The organism is Levilactobacillus spicheri DSM 15429 (genome assembly GCF_001435095.1).
GTDB classification, from domain to species: Bacteria; Bacillota; Bacilli; order Lactobacillales; family Lactobacillaceae; genus Levilactobacillus; species Levilactobacillus spicheri.
Genome location: NZ_AZFC01000012.1, coordinates 1 through 6,777, shown reverse-complemented (window position 1 = coordinate 6,777; position 6,777 = coordinate 1). Strand labels below are relative to the sequence as shown.

At 58.7% G+C, this 6,777-nt stretch carries 9 protein-coding genes; 5 read left to right on the top strand and 4 right to left on the bottom strand.

Annotated elements, in window-relative coordinates:
• Positions 1 to 1,672, top strand: a 1,672-nt coding sequence (locus FD37_RS13100; RefSeq protein ID WP_235807848.1) for a cation-translocating P-type ATPase, incomplete at its 5' end; no start/stop codon positions are given.
• A 51-nt stretch (positions 1,673 to 1,723) separates the two neighbouring features.
• On the opposite strand, the gene FD37_RS02770 is transcribed toward FD37_RS13100, so the two are convergent.
• Both FD37_RS02770 and FD37_RS02765 read right to left on the bottom strand, forming a co-directional pair.
• A complete protein-coding gene (locus FD37_RS02770) occupies positions 1,724 to 2,185 on the bottom strand; it encodes a hypothetical protein (RefSeq protein ID WP_056963278.1) in 462 nt (153 codons plus the stop codon).
• Between the two features lie 151 nt (positions 2,186 to 2,336).
• Positions 2,337 to 3,692, bottom strand: a complete 1,356-nt coding sequence (locus FD37_RS02765) for a threonine/serine exporter family protein (RefSeq protein WP_056963276.1) — start codon at positions 3,690 to 3,692, stop codon at positions 2,337 to 2,339.
• A 206-nt stretch (positions 3,693 to 3,898) separates the two neighbouring features.
• Between FD37_RS02765 and FD37_RS02760 the strand changes: the two genes are divergently transcribed.
• The gene (locus tag FD37_RS02760; protein WP_056963274.1) at positions 3,899 to 4,120 is read left to right on the top strand and encodes a PLDc N-terminal domain-containing protein; all 222 of its coding nucleotides are present in this window, start codon (positions 3,899 to 3,901) and stop codon (positions 4,118 to 4,120) included.
• A 48-nt stretch (positions 4,121 to 4,168) separates the two neighbouring features.
• Here the strand turns inward: FD37_RS02760 and FD37_RS02755 are convergent, their stop codons facing one another.
• Together FD37_RS02755 and FD37_RS02750 are read right to left on the bottom strand one after the other, a co-directional pair.
• The gene (locus FD37_RS02755; RefSeq protein WP_147007645.1) at positions 4,169 to 4,390 is read right to left on the bottom strand and encodes a hypothetical protein; all 222 of its coding nucleotides are present in this window, start codon (positions 4,388 to 4,390) and stop codon (positions 4,169 to 4,171) included.
• Between the two features lie 96 nt (positions 4,391 to 4,486).
• Positions 4,487 to 5,332, bottom strand: coding sequence for a metallophosphoesterase family protein (locus FD37_RS02750; protein ID WP_056963270.1), 846 nt, complete (start codon positions 5,330 to 5,332; stop codon positions 4,487 to 4,489).
• A 189-nt stretch (positions 5,333 to 5,521) separates the two neighbouring features.
• Here FD37_RS02750 and FD37_RS02745 point away from each other — a divergent pair, with 189 nt between their 5' ends.
• From FD37_RS02745 to FD37_RS02740, 3 genes are all read left to right on the top strand, one after another.
• Positions 5,522 to 5,785 carry an AbrB/MazE/SpoVT family DNA-binding domain-containing protein gene (locus FD37_RS02745; protein WP_045806620.1) on the top strand — a complete coding sequence of 88 codons (264 nt, stop codon included), beginning with the start codon at positions 5,522 to 5,524 and terminating at the stop codon, positions 5,783 to 5,785.
• 153 nt (positions 5,786 to 5,938) lie between these two features.
• Positions 5,939 to 6,085 carry a hypothetical protein gene (locus FD37_RS12745; protein WP_156153299.1) on the top strand — a complete coding sequence of 49 codons (147 nt, stop codon included), beginning with the start codon at positions 5,939 to 5,941 and terminating at the stop codon, positions 6,083 to 6,085.
• Between the two features lie 176 nt (positions 6,086 to 6,261).
• Positions 6,262 to 6,684, top strand: a complete 423-nt coding sequence (locus FD37_RS02740; RefSeq protein ID WP_056963268.1) for a GNAT family N-acetyltransferase — start codon at positions 6,262 to 6,264, stop codon at positions 6,682 to 6,684.
• Positions 6,685 to 6,777: the final 93 nt, after the last annotated feature.

Here is a 6,777-nt window from a genome sequence, read left to right as displayed (position 1 = left end):
CGACGTGATCGCCTCGGACAAGACTGGGACTCTGACGCAGAACAAGATGACCATCACCCGCTACTGGACGCCTCAGCAACCGGCCAGCCACGCCGCCGACCAACTCACGGCATCCGGCCGGGACCTGATGCGCTACCTGGGACTGGCGACCAACGCCGAGATTCAAACGGTCAACGGCCAGGAAGAGACCCATGGCGACCCCACGGAACTGGCCATCGTGCGTTGGCTCGCCCAGCACGGCCAGCAGCGGCAGGCCCTGGAAGCCACGGCCCCCCGCCTCGCCGAAGACCCCTTCGACTCCACGAAGAAGACCATGGCCACGGTCCACCAACTCGCCGACGGCCAACGCCTGGTCATCGTCAAGGGGGCCTTCGACCGGCTACCCGTGACCTGGTCGGCGGCGACCAAGGCGGCCGCCCAACGGGTCCACGATGATTTTGGCCGGCAGGCGCTACGGGTGCTAGCGGTCGGCTACCGGTTAGTCGACGCCCAAGCCGACCTGAGCGACTGGGCGGCCCTGACCCAGCACCTGACCTTCGCCGGTCTGGTCGGCATCATCGACCCGCCCCGGCCGGAGGTCATCCCCGCCATTCGGGAGGCCCACCGTGCGGGCATCAAGCCCATCATGATCACGGGGGACCACATGGTGACCGCCCAAGCCATCGCCCAGGACATCGGCCTGCTGACGCCCGGCCAACGGGTGCTATCCGGTGACGACCTGCGGGAACTCTCCGACGCCGACTTTGCGGCGCAATTACCCGACATCGCCGTTTACGCCCGGGTCTCCCCCACGGACAAGATTCGTATCGTGCAGGCCTGGCAGGCCGCGGGAAAGACCGTGGCCATGACCGGTGACGGGGTCAACGACGCCCCCGCCCTGAAGGCCGCCGACGTGGGCATCGCCATGGGGATCACCGGGACCGAGGTCTCCAAGGGCGCGGCCGACATGATCCTGACCGACGACAATTTCGCCACGATCATCGCCGCGGTCAAGGAAGGCCGGACCGTTTACCAGAACATCCTCAAGGCCGTGGAATTCCTGGTCGGGGTGAACTTCGCCCAGATCTTCTTAATGGTCGGCGCGGTTCTCATGGGCTGGGGCGCCCCGCTGCTGGCCGAACAACTGCTCCTGATCAACGTGCTGGCCGACGGGATCCCGGGCTTCTACATTAGCCGCGAACCCGGCGAACGGTCCGCCATGGAACAGCCACCGGTGGCCAACGACGAAAGCCTGTTGGCCCGGGGACTGGGTGGACGACTGGCCATTCGAGCCGTCACCTTTACGTTCCTCACGCTCGGCGTCTACGCCATCGGCCGGTTCGGCCTGACCGCCGACCAAGCGCCCGTGGGCATGACCATGCTCTTCTTGGTCCTAGCCATCGGGTCGATGATCGACATCTACGCCATCAAGGACCGGCAGCCGCTGACCATGACCAGCCTGCGGCAAAATCCGGTGCTGAACGGCGCCATGCTGCTGGCCGCCGGGGTGGTCTTGCTCATCGCCACGGTGCCCGCCCTGCAGCAGACCTTTGGCTTGGTAAGCCTGCCCGTCAGCGCCTGGCTGATCGTCCTGCCCGCCATGTTCGTGCCCACGGCGGTCCTGGAACTGGCCAAGCGGCTGGGCCAACGCCGCAACGCCAACCGGTTCGACCTCGACGAAACACCTTCTTAAACCAAAACCGCGTGCCGGTGGGGACTTGGGTCCTGACTGGCACGCGGTTTTTTAGTGCGTTCCCTTGATCACGAAGTACGAGCCCCGGATGGTCCCCGCCAACTTCGACTTCTGCCGGGCAAACTTGAATTTATCCGCCAATTCAACCGGTACGGCCATGCCGTCAGCGAGCTTGAAACCCACGGCCCGTTTGCCCGCGGCGTCCAGCGCGTACATCACGCTGACCACCAGGCCGTTTTCATAAAAGACGTCGGCGAACTTGGTGCCCGCTTCCTCAAAGCGACTGACTTCGAGCACCGGATACGGAAAGTGCAGGTCGCGTTCGGCCAGGATCTGGTCGACCCACGGCACCGTCTCCGGATCTTCGGCCACCGTTCTCGTCACGAAGACGTGGTGGTACTTGTTCCAAAAATACCGCGCCTCGTTGGCCCGCAATCCCGCCAAGGCGTCCTTGACCGGTGACGACGCTAATCCCACTGCCGTTACTTCTTTGAAATCCACTTGGTAAGCCATTTAGTTCCCTCACAATCGTTCATTGGTAAGCCCCATCATAGCACGGCGCTAAACCGCTATCAATGCCCTAATTTCGCCGTCAGCAGCCTAGTTGTCCGCCGGTCGTTCCCACGAAAAAAGGACCACTCGTGAGTGAGCAGTCCCGAAGAGGCTAATCGAAGTGCCGCCACTCCTTGTCCAGCAAGGCGCGGGCGACGAATAAGCCAATTGGTAAAAACATGATGATCAACACGGCCTTGGTCAGCCACAGCGCGCCGACCCCGATCTGGTTACTGCCAATGTTGTAGATGGCCCGGTAGATGTACAGCCCCGGCACCATGATCACGATGGACGGCACCGTCAGCGTGATCCGCGGGTACCCGTTGTAGCGGTTGATCAGCGAGGCCAGTAGCCCTGCGACCAGCGCGCCAAAGAAGGCCGCGGCGGCCGGGGGCAGCGTGGTCAGTTGGACCAGCTCCAAGCGCAGCGTATTGGCGACGGCCCCGATACAGCCGGCCACGATGGCCATCTTTTGGGTACTGTTAAACATAATGGAGAACCCGTAGACCCCACAGAAACTCGCGGGCAGCCGCAAAAGCATCACCACCAGCGGCGACAGACCCAACGGCAAGAAGTTGGCTGGTCGGAAGTCAAAGGTCACGGCGACCAGCCAGCCTACCAGCGTGGCAATCAGGGTCACCATGATGGCGTAGGCCAACCGCTCCAGGCCCGACCGCATATCGAGCTTGGAGATGTCCAGCATGCTGGTGATGAACGGGAACCCCGGGATCACGAACAGCATCGCGCCGATGTAGCCCGCCTCGTGTTGGGGCAGAATGTGAAAGTAAAAGGTCAAAATCTGAAAACTCAGCATGTAGGTCAGCCCGGCGACCGCCACCCCCAGCGCGATGCTGGCAATGGTGGTCGTGGCGTGCTTGCCCAGGACCGCGCGCAGGTAGTTGCCCAGACCGGCGCCCAGGAAGGTACAGATCATTTCGGGAATTCCCCCACCCAGTAAAAAGATGAAGGCTGCACACGCTAACGCCGCGGCCAGCCCCGACATCACGGGGGTGTACTGCTTCGGGCGCTGCTGGATCTTGTCGATCACGGTGTGGATCTCGGCAATCGTGAGGAAGGAAAAGTCGTTTTCGAAGTTCTTGACCAGTTCCTCCATGATGTTCAGCTTATCCGTGTTGACCCCGGTGTTCGGCAGGGACAGGACCCCGGTGTAACTGCGGTCATTGTTGAAGCAGGTATAGCTGATGGAAATCAAGCCAATGTCGGCGGAACAGGTCAGATTCAGGCTACGGGCCACCTTATCCATGGCGTCACGCACGCGCCAGGCCCCCGTTCCACAGGATAACAGGGTAATCCCGATGCGGCCAACGATCGACGCGCGTTCCTGTAGACTGGCCTCGCGGGCCGGAACATTTTTATCTTGGATCAGTCGTTTCCACGGAATCGCCATGTGGTGGCGCTGGGAAAGACGAAACTCTTTGGGTGAGTGTGTGGGGCTATCTTTGTCCATTTTTCTTCTTGCGTCTCCTTAAATCGTTCAGAATCACAACTTCTTTATTATAAAGTTATTTAGGGGTCGGCTTCAACGGTGGTAAGCGCTTTATCGACAGAAAACTGGAAATGTCCACCCCGTTGACCGCCGCCGAGCAAAACCGTGGTCGTTAGCCAGCGCTCAGCGTATACTAACGGTAACGACCTATTTAGGAGGCGTTTTCCATGTTCAAATCATCCACTCCCAAGCGGCCCCTTTCCCGCCGCGCTCGGCAACGACTACTCCCCGTGGCGGCGCTTGAGGTGACCGCCAGTATCATCGTACTCAACGACCTGCGCCGGGCCTCAAGCGTGCGGCACGGCAACAAACTGTTATGGACCCTGCTGGCCTTCGTGCAACCCATCGGTCCGTGGCTGTACTTCTGGTTCGGCCAAAGCCGCGAATAGACAGTGAAAAGACGATTGCGCCAAACCCGCGCAATCGTCTTTTTTTGGTTATTTCTCTAAGCCGTGGGATGTCGCGGGAAAACTACGCCGCCAAAAGTACCGCACCAGACCGCAGACGGCGAGGCAGGTGCCGGTGAAAATCACCGCGCCCAGGCACAGGGCCACCGTGGTATTCAGCACGTAGGCCAGGTTGGCCAGAATCGCCGCCCCCTCGATCAGCCCCGTGACCAGGACCATCATGAGTAACAAGTTCAATATAACATTTTTCATATTCGACTCCTCCGCCTGTTAGTTTAGGTGCAGGAAGTCACAAGCGCAACCGCAACGCACTTTTAACCGTCACGGCCACCTCCGCTGCGTGGCGGTCTAGTCTTGCGGTTTGATCCGGTCCCAGATCGCCGCAAACCGGACCTGGTAGCCCAACTGCTTGGTCGTCGCGGCTAACGTCGCCCGGTCGTGGGTGTGGACCCGGCCCGTCTGGAGCTGCTCGGTATAGAGTTCCAGGTACGGCAGGTGGCGGTTGGTCGCTAAGGCCAGCTCGGCCGCGGCGTCGTAGCTGACCCGGCGAAAGTCCACGGCCGGCGCGTTCAACCCGTGCGTCGTCACGATGGCGTACTGCGCCCGTAAATCGGTGGTGAAGCGGTCCCAGTGGGCAAACGGCATCCCCACCGTCCCAGGATTCATGATCAACTGACCAGCGGTGCTTTGCCGCAGGAGCTGGTGGTGGGTGTGCCCGTAAAGCACCACGTCGGCCGTCTCACCGGCGAGCGCATCGAAGGCCGCCTGGTCCTCGGCGGGCATCAGGGCGTGGCCGAAGTTTTTGGTGAGCTGATTATGACTCAGCTGAAAGGTCAAGCCGTCGACCGTGGCCGTCTGGACCATGGGCAGGTCCCGGATACGCTGGATGTCGGCGGCCGTCAGGTGGGCCTGGATGTAGTCGCCCAGGATGGTCGCGTAAATGTCCATCGGGTCGGTCGCGTCGATCTGCCCGTCCAGCGTCGCCAGGAGGATGTCCTCCCAATTACCCCGCACAAACAGCTTGACCGGTAGTTCGTCCAGCAGCGCCAACAAGTCGTGGGCCCCGGGACCGGGGAAAAACAGATCGCCTAAGAACCAATAATCCGTGCAACCAGCCGCTTGCGCATCGGCAATGGCCGCCTGCAGGGCCGTGACGTTGCCGTGCACGTCTGAAATCATCGCTATTTTGGCCATTGAAGCGCCTCCTTCTCAGATATGGATACATCCATTATACGAGGGTCCAGCAAAATGTGGGGCTGGAACCCCTCACGCTCCCCTAATTCCCCGACCAAAGATTGGCCACCCACCTTTCTAACGTTTCTCGCTGGGCTTTTTTCCGCCGTACTCGCATACTACCCATAAAAACGAAAGGGAGCGGCACCCATGACAGATATCACCACCGATCAATTGACCACCATCGTGGCCCTCGAGGCCTCCTTAGGCTTGGCCATCCCGCCCGCGATTGCCCAGCGATTGGGCCTTCAGGCCGGGATGCACGTGGTCTTCACCCCGACCGCTAACGGCTTCAGCGTGACCACGCGGCCTACTTTGGACCCAGGCTTTCACCAACCGTTGACCCCTTCAACGACCGACCAACCGGGGCCGTTAGAGATCCTTCGGCGCAGCGAAGAATCGCTGGCCGATTGATCACCCCGGGGGTTACCAGTCTCCTGCAAAAAAGATGTGGCCAAATGAATGATTCCAACCAACCGTTAAAGTGCTAAACTAAAACCCAGGAGTCGAAGCGAAGCCGCCGTCATAGCGGCTTAATTTGGGGACTTCCAGGGGAGCAATCATCACATGAAAAGACCAACGAGCACCATCGATTGGTCACTCGTCAGTTTGAGTGGCCTCTTACTCATCGGCGTCATCTTAGCCTTCGTCACAAATTTACCTGATATCATTACCAGTTTCCTGCAGGGCTTTACGGCGGGAATGAACGGGTGAGCCCACAATAGATTGTCATTAATACTGATTTAGCCGCAAGCCTATTTTTAATCATTTTCTCATATTCATGATACAATGAAATTGTCTCTTAAAACATTGAAATGGGATGAGTGCAATGGTAAAAAGTCGTTTTTAATCTATCATGTCAGACTTTCTTAATTTTAAGGAGAGATTTTATGATAGATTATACTTTCGCGCGACCAACCAACGTCACGGATCAGGCCATCTTGGACCTATACCGGAGCAATGGTTGGACAGCCTACACAGAAGCCCCTCAAAACACATTGGCAGCCTTTCAACAGTCAACCGTTCTTTGGGCGCTTGCAAGTGGCCGTTTAGTCGGATTCGTTCGTGGTATCACCGATGGCCATACCATTCTTTACATTCAAGATATCTTAGTCCACCCAGACTTTCAACGTCAGCACATTGGGACAGCGTTAGTCCGTCGTTACCTTCAACGCCATCAGCACATTGGCCAAACTGTCTTGATCACTGATGATGAGAGGCGAACGAGGGCCTTTTACCAATCAATTGGCTTCAGTGAAGTGCGGCCTCAAGACGATGGCCGTGCTTTTGTCCTTGATCGTCGTTTCAATTAATGAGTGCCAACTAAAAAAAGTGTGTTCCCCCGCCAACTGAAGTGAACCCCATAAGTTGGAGTGAATTTCTACGCCACTAACTGGCTGGTATGT